This window comes from Salinicola salarius, assembly GCF_003206135.1.
Lineage (GTDB): Bacteria > Pseudomonadota > Gammaproteobacteria > Pseudomonadales > Halomonadaceae > Salinicola > Salinicola salarius.
Genome location: NZ_PZJT01000003.1, coordinates 349,887 through 372,946, shown reverse-complemented (window position 1 = coordinate 372,946; position 23,060 = coordinate 349,887). Strand labels below are relative to the sequence as shown.

The window sequence follows — 23,060 nt, the reverse complement described above, 5'->3', positions numbered from 1 at the left end:
AGGGGCGGCATCGTCGTTTGTGGCATCCAGTGCAGGTCTTCCACGCTGTCTCGCTACACTTCTGCGGCTCGTGGCTCGTGGCTCGTGGCTCGTGGCTCGTGGCTCGTTACCAGCTGTAGAGAAGCGATACCGATGTCGTGGTATCGGTGCGCGCTTCGGCATCGGGCGGCGGGTGCGTGTTGCTCCTGACATCGTAGGAGACGCGTAGCGCGAGGTGGGAGTTCAACTGCGAGGTGATCGTCGACAGCGAACGGGTCGTGACGCTGATATGCGTTGCTTCCGCGGACAGCTCCTGGTCGAAGGAGATGTCATCGCTGAAGTGGTAGGTGTAGTCCAGTGCCGAGTAGGCCAGGGTCAGGTCGTCGCTACCGCCGGCCGCGTAGGCGTCGTGACGATAGCCCGGGCCGACTTCGGCGGAAAGCGTATGCGTCGGCCCGGTCAGCAGTTGACGGCCGTAGCCGGCGATAGTGGTGAGCTGCGAGTCGTAGCCGCTGAACCGGTCGCGCTCCCAGCGCGCAAAGCCGAACAGGTAGTTGTTGTTCTCCAGTTCGTAGCGTTCACGGGCACCGACCAGATACCGCTCGGAGGTGGTGTCGTCGTTGTCCTGGACACTGCGGGTTTCGGCGCGGAACGTATGGGTGTTGCGCCCGGTCAGCCAGGTCAGGCGAGCCTTGGCGAGCAGCGTCTGGGTATTGGCGTTGCCGGTCAACTTCGTATAACCGAGTTCCGCACTGCCGCTGAAGTTGGGGGCGTTCTCTTCCGGCGCCGGCGGTGCGTAGAAAAGCTCTGCATATGACGGTGATGCCATCAGGCAGGTGGTCAACAGCCACCAACGGCAACTAGGCAGGGACATGATATTTCTCTCAGCGTCGCTGCGACGTCCTGTTGCGGTGAAGAGCGAGTGTGGGACGAAAAAGTCGGGGCCAGAGCCCCGACTCATGTATCAGAAGATCGCTTCGTAAGTGCCGGTGCCCTGCGAGCCGCTCTCGTCTTCCAGTTCCGGACGAATACCGCGCGGCTGATACTCAGGCAAGTTGTCCTTGCGGAATATCTCGCTGATGCCGCCGGGCTGGTCATCGTGCAGGCGCTTGCCGGTATCCGGGTCGATGCGAACCTGAACGATATCGTCGGGGGCGTCCGGGATCACCTCGGGCGTGCCTTCCAGTGCCGGACCCATGAACGCTTTCCAGATCGGCAGGGCGGCTTGAGCGCCGTATTCCGCCGTGGTGGTGTTATCGTCCTTGCCGACCCAGACCGTGGCCACGAGCGAGTTGTTGAAGCCGGAGAACCAGGCGTCACGCTGATCGTTGGTGGTGCCGGTCTTGCCGACGATGTCGCTGCGATCGAGCGACAGGGCGCCGCGTCCGGTGCCGTGTTCGATGACATCACGCAGGATGCTGCGCAGGATGTAGAGCGCGTCGGGTTCCACCACGCGGGGGGCGATGCGACGCGGCTCGCCATCGATGACGGTCTGGGTCGCGCCGGGTGCGCAGTCACGGCACGCCACCAGCGGATTGGCCTGTTCGACCACGGTATTCTGGCTGCCCTGGGTGACCTTCTGAATGTACCAGGGCGACACCTGGAAGCCGCCGTTGGCGAGCACGGCGTAGGCGTTGGCGATCTCCAGCGGTGTCAGCGAGGCACTGCCGAGAGCCAGCGAGAGACCGTGGGGCAGGCGGTCCCGTGCAAAACCGAAGCGCTCGAGGAAGTTCAGCGCGTTGTCGAGTCCGAGCGACTGCAACACACGGATGGTCACCAGGTTGCGCGAGGTGTAGAGCCCGACGCGCAGACGCGTCGGCCCCTGGAACTGGCGCTCGGCATTTTCCGGGCGCCAATCGTCACCGCTGAACTGTGACATGACCACCGGCGCGTCATTGATGATGGTCGCCGCGGTCATGCCGCCTTCCTGCAGTGCAGCCAGATAGACGAACGGCTTGAAGTTGGAGCCGACCTGACGCTGGGCCTGGATGGCGCGGTTGAACTTGCTGGCGGCGAAGCTGAACCCGCCCTGAAGCGCCTCGATGGCACCGGTCTGCGGATCGAGGACGACGATGGCCCCTTCGGCGCCGGGGCGTTGCGACAGGCGCCAGTGGTCGCCTTCCTTGAGGATGCGTACCAGATCGCCGCGGCTCGCGATCGCTGCGGCATTGGCGGGAACCTCGCCGCGCCACTTGGCGCTGTGGTAGACCCTGGCCCACTTGAGGCCGTCCCAGTCCAGCGTGATCACCTTGCCGTCGGCATTGAGCACGCGCATCTGCTTGCCGTCGGTGGCGGTGACGATGGCCGGCTGGAGCGGGCCGAACGACGGCGTGCGCTCAAGCACCTTGAGCCAGTTGCTGACGTCACCGTCGACACCCTCGATCGTGGCCTGGCTGCTCTGGGCTGCCTGGCGGGCGGTTTCGATGACCTCGGGGGATTCCGAGAGCTCTTCTTCCAGGCCCTGGCGTTCGGTTCGGTCCTGCGCTTCGACCAGACTCGGCGGCACGTCCTTCTCTTCGGGGCCGCGCCAGCCGTGGCGGGTATCGTAGTCGATCAGGCCCTGCACCAGCGCATCGCGGGCCTCGGTCTGCAGACGGCTGTCGAGGGTGGTGGTGATGCGAATGTTGTCGGTATAGGCCTTGTCGCCGAAACGCTCGACGGCGTAGGCGCGGGCCATCTCCGCGACGTAGGGAGCATCGACTTCCGAACGCGCCGTATGGCGGCTGGCCGTGATCGGCGCCTTGACGGCCTGGTCGTAGCTCGCCTGGTCGATGGAGCCGAGCTCGCGCATGCGGTAGAGAATCCAGTTGCGGCGGATCAGGGCGCGCTCCGGATTGGTCAGCGGATTGAAGCTCGACGGTGCCTTGGGCAGCCCGGCGATCATGGCATACTGCGGCAGGGTCAGATCCGTCAGCGGCTTGCCGTAGTAGGTATTGGCCGCGGCGGCGATGCCGTAGGAACGGTGACCCAGATAGATCTTGTTGACGTAGAGTTCGAGGATCTCGGGCTTGCTCAGGATCTGTTCCATCTGCAGTGCCAGCAGAATTTCACGGATCTTGCGCGTGAAGGTCTGATCCAGAGTCAGCAGGTAGTTGCGTGCGACCTGCATGGTGATGGTGCTGCCGCCGGACTGGATATCACCGGAGGAGGCCAGCTCGACCGCGGCGCGCAGGAGCCCTTTGGGATCGACCCCGGGGTGGTTGTAGAAGTTGGCGTCTTCGGCGGCCAGCAGGGCGTTGATCAGCGGTTCGGGAATCTCGTCGTAGCTGACGGGCATGCGACGTTCCTCGCCGTATTCTCCGATCAGCTTGTCGTCTTCCGTATAGATGCGCAACGGAGTCTGGAGTTCGTAATTCTGGAGCTGATGCACGTCGGGCAGGCCAGGGGCGAAGTAGAGCCCGGCGCCAATGACTGCCAGCACCATGCCTGCGCAGAGCGACAGCAAAAGCCAGAAGGCAGTCGTCAGTAGGCGGGTAAAAAGCTTCATATAAAGGGGTAATCCTTGACTGGTGGCGGTCCGGCCGCGTGTTCGCTATCCCTGGCGTCGGATGATTCAGCATCGGAGCATTATATGGATGCGGTAGAGCCGGGGCCAGTTTCGCCCCTTCCGCTTCCTGCAAGTAAAGCGAAATAACTGTAACGGAACGTTCAAGTTGTCCGTGTCACCGCCGTTAAATCCGGTTAGGCTTTTCCTGCTTAGGCTTTTCCAGTTTCGGCGAGGTGAGACAGTGTTGCGCTTGAAAAGATCCTCGAAAGGATTGGTGGGAGTGGACATCACGTCTGCCACCGTCAAGCTGCTGGAGCTGGAACATCGCGCCGGCGGCTTGAGAATCGACAGTTATGCGGTGCGTCCGTTGCGTGAGGGGGCCGTGGTCGAAAGGCGCATTCGCGACAAGAGCGAAGTCGTGGATACGCTGGGCCGGGCGGTCGATCACGCCCGGCTGCAGTCTCGGCGCGCCGTGGTCGCGGTGCCCAACTCGGCCGCCATCACTCGCGTGCTGTCGTTGCCCTCGTCGCTCAGCGACGACGACATCGAGGCACGGATTCAGATGGAATCCGACAAGTACATCCCGTTCCCGCTCAATGAAGTCGCCTTCGATTTCCAGCGTCTGGGCCGCCATTCGCGTTACGACGACCAGCAGGAAATCATGCTGGTGGCCTGCCGTCTGCAGGATATCGATACGCTGTCGTCGGTTCTGGATGCCGTGGGGCTCGAGACGGTGGCCGTCGATGTCGAAGGCTTCGCGCTCGAGCGCGTCTGTCGTGCTTTGCAGACCTCCGAGGATAAGGAGGGAGATAGCACGGCACTGGTCGATATCGGCGCCAACCTGTGCGCGTTCCATGTGCTCAAGGAGGGGCGGATCGTCTATAGTCGCGACAGCCTGTGTGGTGGGCGGCAGCTCACCGATGCCATCAGCAAGCGCTACGGCATGAGTTTCGATGAAGCTGGTCGCGCCAAGAAGCGTGGTGGATTGCCCGACGATTATCGCCAGCAAGTCCTGTTGCCTTTCATCGATACCCTGATCCAGCACATCGGACGCTCGCTGCAGCTCTATTACACCTCCGCGGGCCAGCAGCAGATTCGGCGCCTGGTCCTGGCCGGCGGGTCGAGCGCATTGCCGGGCTTGGCGGAGCGATTGCGCGCCCAGAGCGGGCTGGAAGCCACGCTCGCCAACCCTTTCACGCACATGCGGATCCATCCGCGGCTGGACGTCACGGCGTTGGCCGCGGATGCGCCGGCCATGCTCACGGCCTGTGGCCTGGCCATGCGAGCGCTGCCATGACGATCGAAATCAATCTGCTGCCATGGCGGGAGCAGCGCCGCTTGCGGAAGACCCGGCGCTTCAAGCAGAGCCTGCTGCTGGTGCTGCTGCTCGGGCTGCTGGTCGGTTGGGGCATCGCTCAGTACGAAAAATCGATGGTGCGGGCGGGACAGGCCCGGTTGGCGCTGATCCAGCGGGAAACCGATGCGCTCACTCGCGATATCCAGGAGATGCACAATTTTCGTCAGCTGCGGGAGCGCATGCTGAAACAGATCGATCTGATCGGCGAGCTGCAGTCGAGCCGCCCGTTGACCATCCGCGTGCTCGATCAACTCACGGCCACGCTGGTCGATGGCGTCTACTATACCGAGTTGACTCGCAAGGGTAGCCGGCTCGAGTTGAGCGGCGTCGCGGCCTCGAATCGTCAGGTGTCCGACCAGATGCGAGCGCTCGACAACAGTCCTGCGTTCGATACGCCATTGCTCTCGGACGTGCAGTCCGCAGAAGGGCCGGCAGCGGCCAAGCGCTTTCACATGAGTGTCGATGAACATCTTGGCGACGACACTCAGGCTGGAGCTGGCCCATGAAGCGCCCGACGCTGAATGGTCCACGATGGAATGCCTTGCGGGAGGCGTTCACAGAGCAATGGCGCCAGCTGCGTGAACTGCAGTGGCGTGAACTCGATATCAGGGAGGCGGGTAGCTGGCCGGTCAGTCTTCAATGGCTGATTGCGCTGGGCGTGCTGATGGGTTCGATATGGGTCACGCAGTGGTTGTTCGCCTCCACTCCCCGGGAAACGCACGAGCGCCTGGTCATGCAGCAGCAGCAAGCGTTGCAGCGCTTCGAGACGCTCTCTTACCAGGCGGTCAATCTGCCGGCGATGGAGCATCAGATGGAAGAGCTCCAGGGGCGCATGCAGAGCGTGCTCGAGATGCTGCCCAGCGATGCGGAAGTCCCCGCCTTGCTGGACGCCATCAGTGATGCGGCGCGGCAGCAGCAGCTCGATATCGACAGCATCAAGCTGCGACCGGCAGTCGAGCAGGCGTTCTACATCGAGCAGCCTTTCGACATTCAGGTGCGCGGCGACTTTCACCAGATCGCCTCGTTTCTGGCTCGTGTCGCCGCGATGCCTCGGATCGTCACGCTTCATGATTTCACGCTGAAGCCGATGGGTGACCGCCTTCAACTGTCGATGCTGGCAAAAACGTACCGCTATCGAGAGGATGTCGATCCAGGCAAGGAGGGCGGAAAGTCGTGAGTTCACAACGATTCGTTCTCATCGGGCTGCTGTTTGCAAGCATCGTGCTGAGCGGGTGCGAGGACGCCGACCTGGAGGGGTTGCAGGCGCGACTGAATACCCTGCGAAACAATCCGAAGGGGCAGATCGCCTCGTTGCCGGAGATGCCCCGGTACGCCACGGCCAGTTACGACCAGCAGCAGCGGCGGAGCCCGTTCGTGGCCGAGCAGGCTGTCGCCGCCGCCGCCCCGAGCGAGGTCTCGCCGCTGCCGGATGCCGATCGGCCGCGCCAGCCACTCGAGGCCTTCGAGCTGGATAACCTGAGCCTGGTCGGCACGATGATCGTGGGCAAGACGCCCTCGGCGCTGATCGCCGCGCCGGACGGCAGGGTTCATCGGCTCTTCGAGGGAGATTATCTGGGCCGGGACTACGGCCGCATCATCAGCGTGGAACCCCGTGGGCTGACGCTCCTCGAGACCGTGCGCGGCCCTGGGGGAGAATGGACCGAGCGTCGTCAGCGCCTGGAAATGGCAGGACAAGACTCCGACGGTGCCAGCCGGCGGCAACAGTAGCAGGGGACAACATGACTTCTCGACGGCGCCTGGCCGCAGGCTTGGCAGCACTGACATTGTGGGGACTGGCGTTTTCCGCCTGGGCGGCACCGACCTTGACGGCGATGACCTTCACCGATCAGGGAGCCGGCCGCCTGGACGTCGGGCTCGATTTCGTCGGCGGCGTCCCGGAGATTCGCGGCTATCGTACGGAGGCGCCGCCACGGCTGGCGCTGGATCTGCTGCAGGCCCAGAGCGGCCTGACGCAATCGAGCTTTGCCATCGGCAGTGGCGGTGTCGATTCCGTCAGAGTGCTGGGGGCGGGGGCGCGTACGCGCCTGGTGTTCGATCTGGCCTCGCCCACCGATTATCGACTCGAACGTCTGGATGACAAGGTCATCGTGCATTTCGGTGACGAAGCTGCGCCGGCTGCGACCGACGCATCGCCCGAGCGTTCCGCGGCGGCGCTGCCGCGCCAGCCGGAGGTGAGCTCGATCGATTTCCGCCGGGGCGAAGACGGGGCCGGCCAGCTCGATCTGGCGCTAGATCGCGCCGGAGTGGCGGCGGAAGTCTCCGGGCAGGGGCGTCAGGTCTCGGTCTCGCTACCTGGCGTGACCTTGCCCGACGCGCAGTATCAGACGCTCGATGTCAGCGATTTCGGCACTGCCGTCGAGCGCATCGTGCCGCGTCGGAGCGCTGATGGCGTTACCTTCGATATTGTGGCATCCGATGCGGTGGAGCCGCTGGTGACCCAGAACGGGCGCCGTTTCACGATCGAACTGGCGCCCGCGGGCAGCCTCGAGCGCCCCGAGACGGACTCCGGCCCCAGCTATACCGGTCACCGCATTACCCTCGATTTCCAGGACATCCCGGTGCGTGACGTGCTGTCGATCATCGCCGAGGAGTCGGGACTCAACGTGGTCGCCAGCGATAGCGTGCAGGGTAACGTGACCCTCAATCTGACCGATGTCCCCTGGGATCAGGCGCTCGATCTGGTGCTGCGCAATCATGGCCTGTCGGCGCGACGTGAAGGCAACGTGATGATGGTGGCGCCGACCGGCGAGCTGGCCAATCTGCAGCGCCAGACGCTGGAAACCCGTGAACAGACGAAACAGCTGGCTCCGCTGGCCACGGAGTTCCTGCAGATCCGTTACGCCAAGGCCGAAGATCTGGCGGCGCTGCTGCGCGGTGGTGAGGGTGTCGGCATGATGTCGGAGCGCGGGCGTGTTACCGTCGACCCACGCACCAACACCCTGATCCTGCAGGATACGCGAGAACAGCTCGATGCCATTCGGCGAACCATCGAGCATCTCGATGTGCCGGTGCGCCAGGTGCAGATCGAGGCGCGAATCGTGATCGCCCGTGACAGCGCGACCCGCGAGCTCGGGGTCAACTGGGGGCTCTCTTCTCCGGCGGGTCGACATCTCGATCTGAGCGGGGCGGCCGATGGCGATCCCTCGACCGTGCCGACCACGTCGGACGACCCCGATACGTATGGCGGCGGCCTGGCGGTGGATCTGGGCAATGCCGTCAATCCCGCCAGCGCGTTCAGCTTCGGGTATGTTTCCGGCGACATCCTGATCGATCTGGAGCTGCGGGCGCTGGAGAGCGAAGGCAAGAGCCAGACCATTTCCCAGCCCAAGGTGATCACCGCCAACCAGCGCACGGCGATCATCAAGCAGGGCCAGGAAGTGCCTTATCAGGAAGCTTCGTCCAGCGGTGCCACCTCCACCGAGTTCAAGGAGGCCGTGCTGTCGCTCGAGGTGACACCGCAGATTACCCCGGACGACCGCATCATCATGGATCTGCGCATCAATAACGATGATATTTCCGACACCCGCTACGACGGCGCGCCGGCCATCGATACCAACGAGATCCAGACTCAGGTACTGGTCAATAACGGCGAAACCGTGGTGCTGGGCGGGATCCTGACCTCCGAACAGCTGCGGACGCTGTTCAAGACACCATTCCTCGGCGACCTGCCGGTGATCGGCAACCTGTTCCGCTATACCCAGAACAGCAACGAGAAGGTAGAATTGCTGGTATTCATCACGCCCAAGATCATCGAGGACGGACTGGCCATTCGCTGATGCGGTCGCTTCCCAATCTTTTTCTCATCGGTCCCATGGGGGCCGGCAAGAGCACAATCGGCCGCCTCCTGGCGGCCGAATTGCAGCGCGAATTCCTGGATAGCGACCATCAGATCGAGGCTCGCTGCGGGGCGAATATCCCATGGATTTTCGATGTCGAGGGTGAGCAGGGCTTTCGGGACCGCGAAACGGCCATGATCGACGAACTCACCCAGCGCAGCGACATCGTCATGGCAACCGGTGGCGGCGCGATCATGCGCGAGATCAATCGCCAACTGCTGCGGGAGCGGGGGACGGTCGTCTATCTCGCCACCACCGTCGAACAGCAGATCCGGCGCACCTCCCGGGATCGCAATCGGCCGCTGCTGCAGACGGCCAACCCCGAGCAGGTGCTGCGGGATCTGTTCGCGGTTCGCGATCCGCTCTATCGCGCAACGGCGGATATCATCGTGCGCACAGACCGCCGAGGCCCCAGGAGTGTGGTGAACGACATCCTGCGCCGGGTTTCGCATCTGACGGAGCCGCTTGGCGAATCGGTATCTCTTTCGCATCAGAGGTGATGTCTCATTCTCGTCGGCCTTTCCCGCGGCCGTCTTTTCTACACTCGTCTTCCTACATCCGTCTTCCATATCAAAGGTAATGCCCATGTCCTCCGCTTCGTCGCTTCCCGTGGAATCGCTGAACGTTTCGCTGGGTGACCGCAGTTACCCCATTCACATTGGCGCGGGCATTCTGACGAGTCGGGAACATCTGCTGCCATACCTGGCCGGGCGTCAGGTCATGATCGTGACCAACGAGGTGATCGCGCCCCACTATCTCGCGGCACTCAAGGCGACGCTCGCCGATGCCGACCTGGACGTCCGGGAAGTCATTCTGCCCGATGGCGAGGCGACCAAGTCGCTGGCCTCGGTCGAGCGCATCTGGGACGCCCTGCTGGCGGCCGGATTCAACCGCCGCTGTACCCTGATCGCGCTCGGTGGCGGTGTCATCGGCGACATGACGGGCTACGCCGCCGCCAGCTATCAGCGCGGTGTCGCTTTCGTCCAGATTCCCACCACGCTGCTGGCCCAGGTGGACTCCTCCGTGGGCGGCAAGACCGGTGTCAATCATCCGCGCGGCAAGAACATGATCGGTGCGTTCTGGCAGCCCCGGGCGGTAATCGTCGATACCGATACCCTGCGGACGCTGCCGGCACGGGAGCTCTCCGCCGGGCTGGCGGAAGTGATCAAGTACGGTCTGATCTGGGATTCGGCGTTTCTCGAATGGCTGGAGAACAACCTGCCCGCGCTGCGCGCGCTCGAGGAAGCCCCCGTTCGTCACGCCATCCGGCGCAGTTGCGAGATCAAGGCGGAAGTGGTGGCCGAGGACGAGACCGAGCAGGGCGTGCGCGCGCTGCTCAACCTGGGGCACACCTTCGGCCACGCCATCGAGGCGCATCAGGGCTATGGCAACTGGCTGCACGGCGAAGCGGTGGGGGCCGGCATGATGATGGCCGCGCAGCTCTCCTTCGAGCGCGGCTGGCTGAGCGAGGCCGATGTCGAACGTGTCGCTGCGATTCTGAAGGCGGCGGATCTCCCGGTTACGGCGCCGGCCAACATGCAGGCAGAGGATTTCCTTGCTCGCATGCGGCTCGACAAGAAGAATCTCGACGACCGGCTGCGGCTGATTCTGCTCGAAGCGCTGGGTAAGGCGTGCGTTCGAGACGATACGGACGCCGATCGGCTCGAGCGGCTGCTGGCGAATTTTCCGCGAGCCTGATCGGATCCGTTCTCGGGAGCCGGATCGTCCGTGATTCGGCCCTCGATCCCGATCCCCTGGCCAGCCTGGCTGACTTACTTCCCTTCCTTTGCCGATCACCTTGCCCTGTCGGCGCCGATTGGCGGCGTCCGTTTCCTGTCGCCTCCTCAAAGCCATCGTCTGGTACTGCTGTCGTCCGGATCCGTGTGATCGATGCCGCCCCATTACTTTGCCGCCCCATTGCCTTGTCGCTCCGTTATCTTGCCGGCACATGCGCGGTGGCGATGCCGCATGTCGACAATCTGGATGATCGCTGCTGCTTTTTCGAGGCGTTGACGATATAATTGGTATGCTCCATGCCGTATCGGTATGGGGTTCGCGCCACGATCCCACCCTGATCGGGCCACGGCTCAAAAGATTAAGACTTTAGTCTTACCCTCATGTCTAAGCCTTTGAGCTAACAGCGTATTTTGGCCAGTATTCCGCTAAGTATTCGATTTTAAATGCGTTTGCGGGGGAAATGCCCGACGGCTCAATTGCGCTGTGACGGGTAACTGGCTATTCTGTCCGGCCTTTTGGCGACCGCCAGTAGCAATATTGTCGGTGTTTCGAGACGAAAATAGGCCGGATATTCAGCCATCAATTCGGTCATAAAAATAACAAAACCTTAAATTATCTCTTTTTATTCGATCGAATGCAAGATCTGTATTCTGACACAGCTTTGTGAGGCACGCCCATGATGAGAGGTCTTCACCAGCCCGGCGAATTCCGCGACAACTGCGGTTTCGGCCTGATTGCTCATATGGAGGGGCAGGCCAGTCACGATCTGCTCAAGACGGCGATCGAATCCCTGACATGCATGACCCACCGAGGTGGTATCGCGGCGGACGGCAAGACCGGCGACGGTTGCGGCCTGCTGCTGAAGATGCCGATGAGCTTCATGCGAGCGCTGGCCCAGGAGCAACTGGACGTGACCCTGGGCGAGCGTTTCGCGGTCGGCATGGTGTTCTTCCCCGATGACGACGCTCGCGAGCAGCACGCACGGGAAATCCTGGAAGGCGAGCTGGCCGAGCGCGGCTTGAGCGTCATGGGTTGGCGCGACGTGCCCACGGACCCCAGCGTCTGCGGGCCGATGGCGCTCGAGTGCCTGCCGCGCATTCGTCAGGTGTTCGTCGAAGGGGATGCGTCCCAGTCCGACGCCGCGTTCAATGTCGAGCTGTTCATGGCTCGTCGCCTGGCCGAGCAGAAGCTGCGTCAGGAAGAAGAGTTCTACGTCTGCTCGCTGTCGTCCAAGGTGGTGTCCTACAAGGGCCTGATGATGCCCGTGGATCTGCCGACCTTCTATCAGGATCTGGGCGACGAACGTCTCGAAACCGCCGTCTGCGTCTTCCACCAGCGTTTCTCGACCAATACGGCGCCGCGCTGGCCGCTGGCGCAGCCGTTCCGCTTCATGGCGCACAACGGCGAGATCAACACCATCGAGGCCAACCGCAGCTGGGCCAATGCGCGCAAGGCCAACTTCGTCAGCGAACTGCTGCCGGAGATCGAAGGCCTCGACGAGATCGTCAACACCACCGGTTCCGATTCTTCGAGCATGGACAACATGCTCGAAGTGCTGCTGACCGGCGGCATGGATCTCTACAACGCGGTGCGCATGATGGTGCCGCCGGCGTGGCAGAACGTGGAGACCATGGACGGCGACCTGCGCGCCTTCTACGAATACAACTCCATGCACATGGAGGCGTGGGACGGCCCCGCCGGTATCGTCATGACCGACGGCCGCCATGCCGTCTGCATGCTCGACCGCAACGGTCTGCGTCCGGCGCGCTGGGTGATCACCGACAACGGCTACATCACCCTCTCCTCCGAGATCGGGGTATGGAACTATCAGCCGGAATCCGTCGTGGCCAAGGGCCGTGTCGGGCCGGGGCAGATCCTCGCCGTCGATACCCAGACCGGCGAGGTGCTGCATACCGACGATATCGATCAGCGGCTCAAGTCCGCCTACCCCTACCGTCGCTGGCTCAAGGAGCACGCCCACTATCTCGAGTCGGCGCTGACCGAGCTGGCCCGCTTCCAGCCGATGGAAACCGACGAGCTCAACGTCTATCAGAAGATGTTCTCGGTCACCTTCGAAGAGCGCGATCAGCTGCTCAGGCCGCTGGCCGAGAGCGGTCAGGAGGCGGTCGGGTCGATGGGCGACGACACGCCGATGGCGGTACTGTCGCGGCAGAACCGTCTGCTCACCGATTTCTTCCGTCAGAAATTCGCCCAGGTCACCAACCCGCCGATCGACCCGTTGCGTGAAGCGATCGTGATGTCGCTGGAAACCTGCATGGGCGCGGAACTCAACGTCTTCCAGGCCACCCCCGAGCACGCGCATCGCCTGATCCTGACCACGCCGGTGCTGTCGCCGCGCAAGTTCACCGCCCTGGTGACCCAGGAAGATCCGGCGTTCACCTCGATCCGGCTGCCGTTGCACTACGACCCGGAAACCACCTCGCTGCGCCAGGCGCTGGTAGCGCTCTGCCAGCAGGCCGAGCAGGCGGCTCGGGATGGCAAGGTGATCCTGGTGCTGTCCGATGCCGAACTCGAAAAAGGCAAGCAGCCGATCCAGGCGCTGCTGGCGACCGGCGCCGTGCACCATCATCTGGCCAGGCTGGCGCTGCGCCCGCGCGTCAATATCGTGGTCGAGACCGGCTACGCCCGTGACGCGCACCAGATGGCGGTATTCTTCGGGGTCGGCGCCACCGCGGTCTATCCGTACCTCGCCTATCAGGTGATGGCGGACATGCACCGCACCGGCGAGCTGGTCGGCAACCCGGCGGACGCGCGCGAGAACTACCGCAAGGGGATGCAGAAGGGGCTTTACAAGATTCTGTCGAAGATGGGCATCTCGCAGATCTCTTCCTACCGGGGTTCGCAGCTGTTCGAAGCCGTCGGACTGGGTTCCGAAGTCATGCAGATGTGCTTCGACGGCATGATGTCGCGCATCGAGGGCACCGGCTTCAGCGAGCTGCAGATGCAGCAGACGCTGGCGGCCCGCGATGCCTGGATTCCCCGTAAAGGCATCCGCCAGGGCGGCCTGGTCAAGTTCGTCCACGGGCACGAATACCACGCCTACAATCCCGACGTGGTGATGCTGCTGCAGCAGGCGGTCCAGCAGGGCGACTACGCCAAGTGGAAAGCCTTCGCGCGGCTGGTCAACGAGCGTCCGGTGGCCACGATCCGGGATCTGCTGAAGCTCAAGCCGGCTCCCGAGCCGTTGCCGCTGGACGAGGTCGAGCCGGTGGAAAACCTGCTGCCGCGCTTCGACAGCGCCGGCATGTCGCTGGGCGCGCTGTCGCCGGAAGCCCACGAGGCGCTGGCGCAGGCGATGAACGAAACCGGTGGCCGCTCCAACTCCGGCGAAGGCGGCGAGGATCCGGCCCGCTACGGCACCATCCGCTCGTCGAAGATCAAGCAGATCGCCTCCGGGCGCTTCGGTGTGACGCCGGCCTATCTGGTCAACGCCGAAGTGCTGCAGATCAAGGTCGCCCAGGGCGCCAAGCCCGGCGAGGGCGGCCAGCTGCCGGGTGGCAAGGTCAACGACATGATCGCGCGGCTGCGCTATGCGGTGCCGGGCGTGACGCTGATTTCGCCGCCGCCGCATCACGACATCTATTCGATCGAGGATCTGGCTCAGCTGATCTTCGATCTCAAGCAGGTCAACCCGAGCGCCCAGGTCTCGGTCAAGCTGGTCTCCGAGCCGGGCATCGGCACCATCGCCACCGGGGTGGCCAAGGCCTACGCCGACCTGATCACCGTCTCCGGCTACGACGGCGGCACCGCGGCGAGCCCGATCACCTCGATCCGCCACGCCGGGAGCCCGTGGGAGCTGGGCCTGCCGGAAGTGCACCAGGCGCTGCGCATCAACGGCCTGCGCGACAAGATCCGGTTGCAGACCGATGGCGGCCTGAAGACCGGGCTCGACGTGGTCAAGGCGGCGATTCTTGGCGCCGAGAGCTTCGGCTTCGGCACCGCGCCGATGGTGGCACTGGGCTGCAAGTATCTGAAGATCTGCCACCTCAACAACTGTGCGACCGGCGTCGCGACCCAGCATCAGGAGCTGCGCGACGAGCACTTCCGTGGCACGGTCGACATGGTCAAGCACTACTTCCGCTTCATCGCCGAGGAAGTGCGTGAATTGATGGCGCTGCTCGGCGTGCGCCAGCTCACCGACCTGATCGGGCGCACCGACCTGCTGGAAATGCTTGAAGGCGAGACTGCGGCGCAGCGCAAGCTCGACCTGAGCCCGCTACTGGCCAACGATTTCGTACCCGCGGACGCGCCGCAGTTCTGCGAGGTCCGCCGCAACGTGCCGCATGATCCGGGTGCCAAGAACCAGGAAGTGTTCGACGCGTTGCTGCCGGCGATCGAGTCGAAGTCCGGTGGCGAGTTCTCGTTCACGATCACCAACTGCGACCGCTCGGTGGCGGCTCGGGTTTCCGGCGAGATCGCCAAGCGCTACGGCGAGGCGGGGCTGGAAGATGCACCGATCACGGTCCGCTTCAAGGGTGTTGCGGGTCAGAGCTTCGGGGTATGGAACGCGCGCGGGCTGAACCTGTATCTGGAAGGCGATGCCAACGACTACGTCGGCAAGGGCATGAACGGCGGCAAGGTGGTGATCGTGCCGCCCAAGACCAGCCGCTTCCAGAGCCACGAGACGGCGATCATCGGCAACACCTGCCTGTACGGTGCCACCGACGGCAAGCTGTTCGCCGCGGGAATGGCCGGCGAGCGCTTCGGCGTGCGCAACTCCGGCACCCACGCGGTGATCGAAGGGGCCGGCGACCACTGCTGCGAATACATGACCGGCGGCCTGGTCTGTGTGCTGGGCAAGACCGGGATCAACTTCGGTGCGGGCATGACCGGCGGTTTCGCCTATGTGCTCGACGAGGATCGCGGTTTCGTCGACCGCTACAACCACGAGCTGGTGGAAATCCATCGGATCAACACCGAGTCGATGGAGGCTTACCGCCGTCACCTGCGCGAAGTGATTACCGAGTACGTGGAAGAGACGGACTCGCCACGCGGGCGAGCGATTCTCGAGGATTTCTCCGACTTCATCCGCCACTTCTGGCTGGTGAAGCCCAAGGCCGCAAGTCTCAACGGTTTGCTGGCCCAATCCAGGCGGCAGCCTGAATAAGAGGCGGCGACAGCCCGAACGGCCCCCGGTGTCAGCCACCGGGGCAGGGGCTACAGCTGCAATCCGAGAGCGTCGTCGGCCCAGTGAGGAGAAAAGACATGGCAAACCGTTTGAGTAACGACTTTCAGTTCATCGATGTAGGGCGACGCGATCCGCAGAAAAAGGATGCGCGCAGCCGGGCGAAGGAGTTCGCCGAAATCTACGAGCCGTTCAAGCCCAGCGAGGCGGCCAGCCAGGCGCATCGCTGCCTGCATTGCGGCAACCCGTACTGCGAGTGGAAGTGTCCGGTTCACAACTACATTCCCAACTGGCTCAAGCTGGTCAGCGAGGGGAACATTCTCGAAGCGGCGGAGATGTCGCACCGCACCAACTCTCTGCCCGAAGTGTGTGGCCGGGTCTGCCCGCAGGATCGCCTGTGCGAGGGCGACTGCACGCTGAACGACGGCTTCGGCGCCGTCACCATCGGCTCGGTGGAGAAGTACATCACCGATACCGCCTTCGCCATGGGCTGGCGTCCGGACATGTCCAGCGTGACCATGACCGACAAGCGCGTCGCCATCGTCGGTGCCGGGCCGGCCGGACTGGGCTGCGCCGATATCCTGATCCGCAACGGGGTCAAGCCGGTGGTGTTCGATCGCTACCCGGAGATCGGCGGTCTGCTGACTTTCGGCATTCCCGAGTTCAAGCTCGAAAAGCACGTGATGGAACGCCGTCGCGCGGTGTTCGAGGAGATGGGGGTCGAGTTCCGGCTCAATACCGAAATCGGTCGGGACATCACCTTCGAACAGCTCAACGACGAATTCGATGCGGTCTTCCTCGGCATGGGCACTTACAAGTACATGGTCGGCGGCTTTCCCGGCGAGGAGACGGAAGGCGTCTACAAGGCGCTCGATTTCCTGATCGCCAACGCCAACCATCACCTCGGCTTCGAGAAGGATCCGGCCGACTACGTGTCGATGGCCGGCAGGCGCGTCGTCGTCCTGGGCGGTGGCGATACGGCGATGGACTGCAACCGCACCTCGATTCGCCAGGGCGCGGCCAGCGTGACCTGTGCCTATCGTCGAGACGAGGAGAACATGCCGGGCTCCAAGCGCGAGGTGGCCAACGCGCGCGAAGAGGGCGTCGAGTTCCTGTTCAACCGCCAGCCGGTGGCGATCGTCGGCGAGGGCAAGGTCGAGGGCGTCAAGCTGGTACGCACCCGCATGGGGGAGCCGGACGAGAAAGGACGGCGCAGCGCGGAAGTGGTGCCGGGCTCCGAAGAGATCCTGGCCTGCGATGCGGTGGTCATCGCCTTCGGTTTCCAGCCCAGCGAGATCGAATGGTTCGACACGCACCAGATCGAGGTGGACGAGCGCGGCCGCGTGCTGGCGCCAGAGATTCCGGCGCAGATGGAACGTTTCGCCTATCAGACCAGCAACGAAAAAGTGTTCGCCGGTGGCGACATGGTGCGCGGCTCCGACCTGGTGGTGACGGCTGTCTACGAAGGGCGTCAGGCGGCGGAAGGCATCCTCGGTTATCTCGAGGTGTGAGGGTTGCGGCTCGTGCTGGCGGTAGCGCCGGCACGAGCCGCCCGGCGCTACCGATCGCGTTCAGCGGTGGTATAAAGTCGGATGAGCCTTTACAGTGGCGCGCTCGAAACGAACTGCAATTCTCAAAAGGTCACACCATGATCAGGCTTGAACGCAACATTCTCGACCAGGCAAACACGCAGCTGCGAGCGCTGGAAGACCATGTGCTGGATCAGGACGGCGGCTATCAGGCCACCATGATCAGTGGCCAGTTGAAGGCCCTGTTCTCGCTCGCCAAGCTGCATGACAGCGGGATGTCCGACGAGTGCGCCGGGATGCTCGAGGAGATCGAGCGTCGTTCCAATATCCTGGTTTCCCGCCTGCCCGAGTCCAGCTGACGCCGCGGGTCACCAGGCCCGGTTACCGAATTGCCGGATCAAAAGCGCCAACGTCATCGTTGGCGCTTTTTCGTTGAAGGCATTCGCATGAATGTCATGCAGGGCCCCGATCACGACCGGGCAATGCGGCCCATCAGGGTATCGGGGCGCTGCGGTGACTTGTCCGCCAATACCTCGCGAGCCTCGTCGAGCTTGTCGGCTTCCAGGTTGAGCAGCAGTACGCCGACGACGTTCTCAATCTCATTGTCGAGATAGTAATAGACGCCTTTGTCGTCTTCCACGTCCTCGACGGTTGTCAGCGAACTGTCGAGCTTGCCCACGGCTTTCCAGGCGAAGTCGAACACGTTCGAATAGAAGTAGGGCGTGTAATCGTAGGTCTCGTCGCTGCCGGCCATGATCCGGCCGACCGTCGCGCCCATCTGGTTGGCATTGTCGACGTGCTCTGCGTGCCAGCGGCCGAGAATGTGGTCCGGGTAGGTCACGATATCGCCGGCGGCGAAGATGGCGTCATCGCTGGTCTCGAGGCGCGCATCGACCACGACCATGCCGTCCTCGACCTCCAGCCCTGCCTGTGCTGCAAGCTCGACTCGCGGCTTGACTCCCAGTCCGAAGACCGCCGCGTCCACTTCCAGGCCGTTGCCATCGTCGAGTTCGAGCGTGACCTTGCCGTCGGCCTCGCGCCCGCCGCTGACCTTGCGGCCATTCAATAGCTCGACGCCCTTGTCGAGATAGGTCTGGTGGAAACGGTCTGCGAGGCTGGGCGGGAACATCTGGCTTCCCAGTACCTCATGGGGATGTATCAGGGTCACCCGGCATCCATTCTGGATCAGTGCCGCGGCCAGTTCCGTACCGATATAACTGCCGCCGATGACGGCAATGTGCAGCCCCTTGCCGGCAAGTCTTCTCAGGCAGTCGTAATCCTCGACCGTGCGGAAATAGCGCACGCGGTCGCTCGCCGGCAGATCGATCGTCATCGGTGCGCCGCCAGTCGCCAGCAGCAGTTTGCCGTAGCCGATGGTGTCGCCGTCATCCGTCGTCACCGTTTTCTGGTCGCGATCGATGGCCGTGACGCGAGTGCGGGTATGCAGCGTGGTGCCGTCGTCCTGCTCCGGCTGCATCCAGATCTTGTCGTAACCGAATTCGGGGTCGGTCCAGAGCTTTTTCGTTAGCGCTGGCCGCGTGACCGGGCCGTTGGGCTCGGCGCCCAGAATGCCGATCGTGCCTTGGGTGTCCTTCTCTCTGATGCCTTGAACGGCATTGGCGGCGACCATGCCGGCGCCGACGATCAGGTAGTCGTAGCGTTGCATATCCACTCCCTGGCATGCCTTGAGTTTAGACGAGACACCACCGTTCAAAGTGGCGTCGCTCGCTCGGTATTCCCGTTCGATCCTTGGGGTCGATGGTGTCAGCGTAGTTCAGTCGTGAGGCACTGTGCCAAAAACGCGAGGTCGGGAGGCATCCCGCCATCGCTGAAGGTAGAATGCGCGTCGGGTCGGTTATCCGCCGCTCGTCCATACAACAATCGCTTTCACGCATTCGGAAATCGCCGGCGTCGACCGGTCGTTTCCCTGGAGAACAAGTTCGATGTCATCCTGGTTCCCCCGCTGGCGCCGCGTCGATGCCGCTCGCCAAGATCTGGTCGCACCCGACGAGACGCTGCCACCCGCGCAGACGCTATTGATGGGCGTGCAACACGCCGTCGCCATGTTCGGTTCCACCGTGCTGGCGCCGCTGCTGATGGGGTTCGATCCCAACCTGGCGATCCTGATGTCGGGGATCGGTACGCTGCTGTTCTTCGTGATCGTCGGCGGGCGGGTTCCCAGCTACCTGGGGTCGAGTTTCGCCTTCATCGGGGTGGTGATTGCCGCCACCGGTTACGGCGGGAGCGGCGGCAATCCGTCGATCGGGCTGGCGCTGGGCGGCATCATCGCCTGCGGCGCGATCTATGCGGTCATCGGCCTGATCGTGATGGCCATGGGCACGCGCTGGATCGAGTTCCTGCTGCCGCCGGTCGTGACCGGCGCCATCGTCATGACCATCGGTCTCAACCTGGCTCCGGTAGCCGTTTCCAGCGTGGCCGGCTCCAACTTCGATGCCGCGATGGCGCTGGTGACCATCCTGTGCATCGGCCTGGCGGCGGTGCTGACTCGCGGCATGCTGCAGCGGCTGCTGATCCTGGTCGGGCTGGTTGCCGCCTACGCGATCTATGCGCTGGTCACCAACGGCCTGGGCTGGGGCACGCCGATCGATTTCTCGATCATCGAAGAGGCCGCCTGGTTCGGGATGCCCGCGTTCACCGCCCCGACGTTCAGCCCGCACGCCATGGTGCTGATCGCCCCGGTCGCGATCATCCTGGTGGCGGAAAACCTGGGCCACATCAAGGCGGTGGGAGCGATGACCGGGCGCGATCTCGATCCCTATATCGGCCGGGCCTTCCTGGGTGACGGACTGGCGACGATGGTCTCCGGGGCGTCCGGCGGCACCGGCGTGACGACCTATGCCGAGAACATCGGCGTGATGGCGGTGACGCGGGTCTACTCGACATTGATCTTCGTCGCGGCGGCGGGATTTGCCATTCTGCTCGGGTTCTCGCCGCGCTTCGGCGCGCTGATCCAGACGATCCCCGGCCCGGTGCTTGCCGGCGCTTCGATCGTGGTGTTCGGCCTGATCGCGGTTGCGGGCGCCCGCATCTGGGTCCAGAACCAGGTCGACCTGGGGGAAAATACCAATCTGATCGTCGCGGCGGTCACCCTGGTGCTGGGCGCGGGCAACTTCTCGATCGATTTCGGCGGCTTCACGCTCGACGGAATCGGTACGGCGACGTTTGGCGCGATCCTCCTGCATCTCGTCCTGCGTCACGGCACCGGAGGCGGGCGGGGTCGCGCGATCTGACGTTTGCATCTCGTCCAACTAGCGCTTCGCTTTGCGCCCGTTGGACGTTAGTCTGGGGTGATGGCATCGTNNACGATGCCATCACCCTTGTTTTCCATGATCGTATCGATCGCGCCCGAGATTAGAGTCCCAATGAGTGAGCCGCAGCCCAGCGCTATCAGTGTCGATGAAGAAGAGACTTCCGCCGGAAAGTCGATCGCCATGACCCGCGAGGTGCTGGAGCAGGATCTGATTCGTCGCCACTTCGAAGCCGTCTACCCCGACGTGGCCTTGAAGAGCCACGAAGAGCTGCAAAGCTCGATCCATCAGGTGCTGGCCTCGGCGCCGCCCGGCGTGCAGTGTCGCGACGGTGTCTATCTGTTCGCCTACGGCTCGTTGATCTGGAACCCTTGCGTGGAGGTCGACGAACGCCATACCTGCCGCCTCTACGGCTACCATCGCGATTTCTGCCTCAAGCTCGACCACGGCCGTGGCACGCCAGATACGCCCGGACTGATGCTGGCGCTGGCGCCGGGCGGCTCCTGCCGTGGCGTCGCGCTGCGGGTCCCCGGTGACAATCTCGAACGCGAGCTGACGCTGGTGTGGCGGCGCGAGATGCTGACCGGCGCCTACCGCCCGCGCTGGATCAAGCTGAAGACGGACGTCGGCCCGATCTGGGGCATCGCCTTCGTGATCAACCCGCATCACGACCGCTATATCGGTCGCCAGCCCGACGAGACGGTAGTGCATCTGCTACGGACCGGCCGCGGCGTGCTGGGGTCGTGTCGCGAGTATCTCGACAACACGGTGGGCGACCTGCATGCGCTGGGAATCCGGGATCGGCGCCTGGAGTCGTTGCAGCGCGCGGTGGCGAGCTGACGTCCGGATGTCGGCGCGGCACGCGATCCAAAATTGAGCCTTTCGATCGAGTCTGGTAATCTGACGTCCCATCCTGGCCCGACTTTCTCCCCCGGGTCTTTTCTCACGAGCTTTACGACCACGATTCGACAGGTTTTCCATGACACGATATATCTTCGTGACCGGCGGCGTTGTGTCCTCCCTGGGCAAGGGTATTGCCTCCGCTTCGCTGGCTGCGATCCTCGAGGCCCGCGGCCTCAAGGTCACCATCCTCAAGCTGGACCCGTACATCAATGTCGATCCGGGCACCATGAGTCCGTTCCAGCATGGCGAGGTGTTCGTCACCGAAGATGGCGCGGAAACCGATCTCGACCTGGGCCACTACGAGCGCTTCATCCGTACCAAGATGACCCAGAGCAACAACTTCACCACCGGCCGGGTCTACGAGCACGTGCTGCGCAAGGAGCGCCGTGGCGACTATCTCGGCGGTACGGTGCAGGTGATTCCGCACATCACCGACGAGATCAAGCATCGTGTGATCAAGGGGGGAGAAGGTTACGACGTGGCGCTGGTGGAGATCGGCGGCACCGTCGGCGACATCGAATCGCTGCCGTTCCTGGAATCCATCCGTCAGCTGCGCAGCGAAGTGGGTGCCAACCGCGCGCTGTTCATGCACCTGACGCTGGTGCCCTACATCAAGACCGCCGGCGAGACCAAGACCAAGCCGACCCAGCACAGCGTCAAGGAGCTGCGCTCGATCGGTATCCAGCCCGATATCCTGATCTGCCGCAGCGAAGTCGAGCTCGAGGAGAGCGAGCGGCGCAAGATCGCGCTGTTCACCAACGTCGAAGAGCGTGCGGTCATCCCGCTGCAGGATGCCGATACCATCTATCGCATTCCGCTGATGCTGCATGAGCAGGGTCTCGACGATATCGTCTGCGACAAGTTCCGCCTCGAGGCGCCGCAGGCGGACCTGGCCGAGTGGATCCACGTCCTCGACGCCAAGCTCAATCCGCTCAAGACGATCAACATCGCCATGGTCGGCAAGTACATGGAGCTGCTCGACGCCTACAAGTCGCTCAACGAGGCGCTGATCCATGCCGGCATCCAGACGCGGGTGAAGGTCAACGTCGAGTACATCGATTCCGAATTGATCGAACGTCACGGCACCGAGCGTCTGGCCGGCAAGGATGCCATCCTGGTGCCGGGCGGCTTCGGCGAGCGCGGCGTGGAAGGCAAGATCCAGGCCGCCCGCTTCGCGCGCGAGAACGACGTTCCCTATCTCGGCATCTGCCTCGGCATGCAGGTCGCGGTGATCGAGTTCGCGCGCCACGTGGCGGGTTGGGAAGACGCCAACTCCACCGAGTTCACCCGCGATACCCAGCATCCGGTGGTCGGCCTGATTACCGAATGGATCAACCCGGAAGGGCAGATCGAGTTGCGCGACGAGGCCTCCGATCTGGGCGGCACCATGCGTCTCGGCGGGCAGGAATGCCGACTCAAGCCCGGTTCCAGGGCGCACGAGGTGTACGGTCTGGACACGATCACCGAACGTCACCGCCATCGCTTCGAGGTCAACGAGCAGTTCGTCGAACAGCTCGAGGCCGCGGGCCTGATCGTCTCGGGCAAGAGCGGCGATCAGTCGCTGGTCGAAATGATCGAGCTGCCGGACCACCCCTGGTTCCTGGCGTGCCAGTTCCACCCCGAGTTCACCTCCACGCCCCGCGACGGCCATCCGCTGTTCACCGGCTTCGTCAACGCGGCGCTGGAGCACAAGGCGCAACGCCAGCGCCAGCATGGCATGGCGCATCAGGAGTGATCGAATGACCGGCGGGGGATGAAGCGATTCATCCCCCGCCATCGTTGGAGACGCTGGACCT

16 protein-coding genes and 1 pseudogene are annotated in these 23,060 nt (G+C 63.5%); 14 read left to right on the top strand and 3 right to left on the bottom strand.

Annotated features, from left to right (window positions below; all coding sequences use genetic code 11):
• Positions 1 to 106 precede the first annotated feature (106 nt).
• Both DOM32_RS04900 and DOM32_RS04895 read right to left on the bottom strand, forming a co-directional pair.
• Positions 107 to 853, bottom strand: a complete 747-nt coding sequence (locus tag DOM32_RS04900) for a DUF481 domain-containing protein (RefSeq protein WP_071231852.1) — start codon at positions 851 to 853, stop codon at positions 107 to 109.
• Positions 854 to 943: 90 nt separating this feature from the next.
• Positions 944 to 3,466 (bottom strand): penicillin-binding protein 1A, encoded by a 2,523-nt coding sequence (locus DOM32_RS04895; RefSeq protein ID WP_071231853.1) that lies wholly within the window; start codon positions 3,464 to 3,466, stop codon positions 944 to 946.
• Positions 3,467 to 3,710: 244 nt separating this feature from the next.
• Here DOM32_RS04895 and pilM point away from each other — a divergent pair, with 244 nt between their 5' ends.
• From pilM to DOM32_RS04845, 11 genes and pseudogenes are all read left to right on the top strand, one after another.
• Positions 3,711 to 4,763 carry a type IV pilus assembly protein PilM gene (gene pilM, locus DOM32_RS04890; RefSeq protein ID WP_071231922.1) on the top strand — a complete coding sequence of 351 codons (1,053 nt, stop codon included), beginning with the start codon at positions 3,711 to 3,713 and terminating at the stop codon, positions 4,761 to 4,763.
• Complete coding sequence (locus tag DOM32_RS04885; RefSeq protein ID WP_071231854.1) at positions 4,760 to 5,329, top strand: PilN domain-containing protein; 570 nt, start codon at positions 4,760 to 4,762, stop codon at positions 5,327 to 5,329. The genes pilM and DOM32_RS04885 overlap by 4 nt, the downstream gene beginning before the upstream one ends.
• Positions 5,326 to 6,000, top strand: a complete 675-nt coding sequence (locus DOM32_RS04880; protein WP_071231855.1) for a type IV pilus inner membrane component PilO — start codon at positions 5,326 to 5,328, stop codon at positions 5,998 to 6,000. The genes DOM32_RS04885 and DOM32_RS04880 overlap by 4 nt, the downstream gene beginning before the upstream one ends.
• The gene (locus tag DOM32_RS04875) at positions 5,997 to 6,551 is read left to right on the top strand and encodes a pilus assembly protein PilP (protein ID WP_083387333.1); all 555 of its coding nucleotides are present in this window, start codon (positions 5,997 to 5,999) and stop codon (positions 6,549 to 6,551) included. Before DOM32_RS04880 ends, DOM32_RS04875 begins: the two co-directional genes overlap by 4 nt.
• Positions 6,479 to 7,219: pseudogene (locus tag DOM32_RS18350) on the top strand (AMIN domain-containing protein); the annotation flags it as partial. The gene DOM32_RS04875 and the pseudogene DOM32_RS18350, both read left to right, overlap by 73 nt.
• A gap of 45 nt (positions 7,220 to 7,264) precedes the next feature.
• Positions 7,265 to 8,620, top strand: a complete 1,356-nt coding sequence (locus tag DOM32_RS04870; protein ID WP_420876610.1) for a type IV pilus secretin PilQ — start codon at positions 7,265 to 7,267, stop codon at positions 8,618 to 8,620.
• On the top strand, positions 8,620 to 9,180 hold the full coding sequence (gene aroK, locus DOM32_RS04865; RefSeq protein WP_071231857.1) for a shikimate kinase AroK: 561 nt from the start codon (positions 8,620 to 8,622) through the stop codon (positions 9,178 to 9,180). The genes DOM32_RS04870 and aroK overlap by 1 nt, the downstream gene beginning before the upstream one ends.
• Positions 9,181 to 9,265: 85 nt before the next feature.
• Positions 9,266 to 10,378: a 3-dehydroquinate synthase gene (gene aroB, locus DOM32_RS04860; protein WP_071231858.1), complete on the top strand. Its 1,113-nt coding sequence runs from the start codon at positions 9,266 to 9,268 to the stop codon at positions 10,376 to 10,378.
• Positions 10,379 to 11,093: 715 nt separating this feature from the next.
• Positions 11,094 to 15,545 carry a glutamate synthase large subunit gene (gene gltB / locus DOM32_RS04855; RefSeq protein WP_110631721.1) on the top strand — a complete coding sequence of 1,484 codons (4,452 nt, stop codon included), beginning with the start codon at positions 11,094 to 11,096 and terminating at the stop codon, positions 15,543 to 15,545.
• Between the two features lie 98 nt (positions 15,546 to 15,643).
• On the top strand, positions 15,644 to 17,074 hold the full coding sequence (locus tag DOM32_RS04850) for an FAD-dependent oxidoreductase (protein WP_071231860.1): 1,431 nt from the start codon (positions 15,644 to 15,646) through the stop codon (positions 17,072 to 17,074).
• A 137-nt stretch (positions 17,075 to 17,211) separates the two neighbouring features.
• On the top strand, positions 17,212 to 17,451 hold the full coding sequence (locus DOM32_RS04845) for a hypothetical protein (RefSeq protein WP_071231861.1): 240 nt from the start codon (positions 17,212 to 17,214) through the stop codon (positions 17,449 to 17,451).
• 110 nt (positions 17,452 to 17,561) lie between these two features.
• On the opposite strand, the gene DOM32_RS04840 is transcribed toward DOM32_RS04845, so the two are convergent.
• Complete coding sequence (locus DOM32_RS04840) at positions 17,562 to 18,758, bottom strand: NAD(P)/FAD-dependent oxidoreductase (RefSeq protein ID WP_071231862.1); 1,197 nt, start codon at positions 18,756 to 18,758, stop codon at positions 17,562 to 17,564.
• A 277-nt stretch (positions 18,759 to 19,035) separates the two neighbouring features.
• Between DOM32_RS04840 and DOM32_RS04835 the strand changes: the two genes are divergently transcribed.
• From DOM32_RS04835 to DOM32_RS04825, 3 genes are all read left to right on the top strand, one after another.
• Positions 19,036 to 20,343 (top strand): solute carrier family 23 protein, encoded by a 1,308-nt coding sequence (locus tag DOM32_RS04835; RefSeq protein ID WP_071231863.1) that lies wholly within the window; start codon positions 19,036 to 19,038, stop codon positions 20,341 to 20,343.
• Between the two features lie 132 nt (positions 20,344 to 20,475).
• Positions 20,476 to 21,201 (top strand): gamma-glutamylcyclotransferase, encoded by a 726-nt coding sequence (locus DOM32_RS04830; protein ID WP_157957020.1) that lies wholly within the window; start codon positions 20,476 to 20,478, stop codon positions 21,199 to 21,201.
• A 139-nt stretch (positions 21,202 to 21,340) separates the two neighbouring features.
• The gene (locus DOM32_RS04825) at positions 21,341 to 22,999 is read left to right on the top strand and encodes a CTP synthase (protein WP_071231865.1); all 1,659 of its coding nucleotides are present in this window, start codon (positions 21,341 to 21,343) and stop codon (positions 22,997 to 22,999) included.
• Positions 23,000 to 23,060: the final 61 nt, after the last annotated feature.